At 60.8% G+C, this 823-nt stretch carries 1 protein-coding gene; it reads right to left on the minus strand.

What is annotated here, in order from left to right:
- Positions 1–8: 8 nt before the first annotated feature.
- The gene (locus NA12_RS33430; RefSeq protein WP_084473366.1) at positions 9–563 is read right to left on the minus strand and encodes a type VII secretion target; all 555 of its coding nucleotides are present in this window, start codon (positions 561–563) and stop codon (positions 9–11) included.
- Between the last annotated feature and the right edge of the window lie 260 nt (positions 564–823).

Below are 823 nucleotides of genomic sequence, written 5' to 3' on the forward strand. Positions count from 1 at the left end.
CGCGGCCATTACAGACCCGACTCCTGAGTCTTGAGCGCTGCGGCATTGGTGGTGTCACGGGTGGTGAACGCATCAGCGACAGCGGTCAAGTTCGAACTGGTGGTACCGAAAGCGTCGATCGCGGCCTGGATCGCGTCGATGCCATCGGTCTCGACCGCATCGACGAACAACGGACCCAGGAACGCACACAGTTTCCCGAACGCATCCGACGGGGCCGAAACGGCTTGGGCTGCTTCGAGGGCTTCGGTCAACCCCGAACCAGCCGAGGTGACATTGGTGGCGTGAGTTTTGATCTTGTCCGGGGAGATGCTCAGTTCCCCGCCCGCACTGGTCATCTTCGTGCCCCGCCCCTCGTACGTGATGTCACCCCGAGGCCGATGGGCACTCCCTGCCCGTGAGCCACGGTGTCGAACCTGATCGAGCAGGTCGGACCCGGCGGCAACGACCTGCGGCACGCAGTGCCAATGGTCGAGCGTAACCGATACAAGTGGGTTGATCAGAGTGGTGAATTCGATGGAACCAGAATGTACTTCGGCGCGTCTAAAGGTGCGAAGGAGTGCCATCCTGTTTCCAGGTTTCGTCTCGCCTATCGAACACAAAGGCGCACATGGCTATACGGTCGCCAGGTCAGGGTGACGACTCGGAAACGCCTGGCCAGAGCGGAAACTCGCTATTTGCTCACGAGCTCCGCAGTGTGTAGCGTCACACGAACAAGAACGGCCGCCCGGTGAGCGCCAACTCACCGAACGGCCTGGGTACGAAACAGGTACACACTGTTCGCACCGTGGGATGAAACCCTACATGCAACGGTTCGGCGCATTCC

This window comes from Nocardia alba NBRC 108234 (genome assembly GCF_001612665.1).
Classification (GTDB): domain Bacteria; phylum Actinomycetota; class Actinomycetes; order Mycobacteriales; family Mycobacteriaceae; genus Nocardia; species Nocardia alba.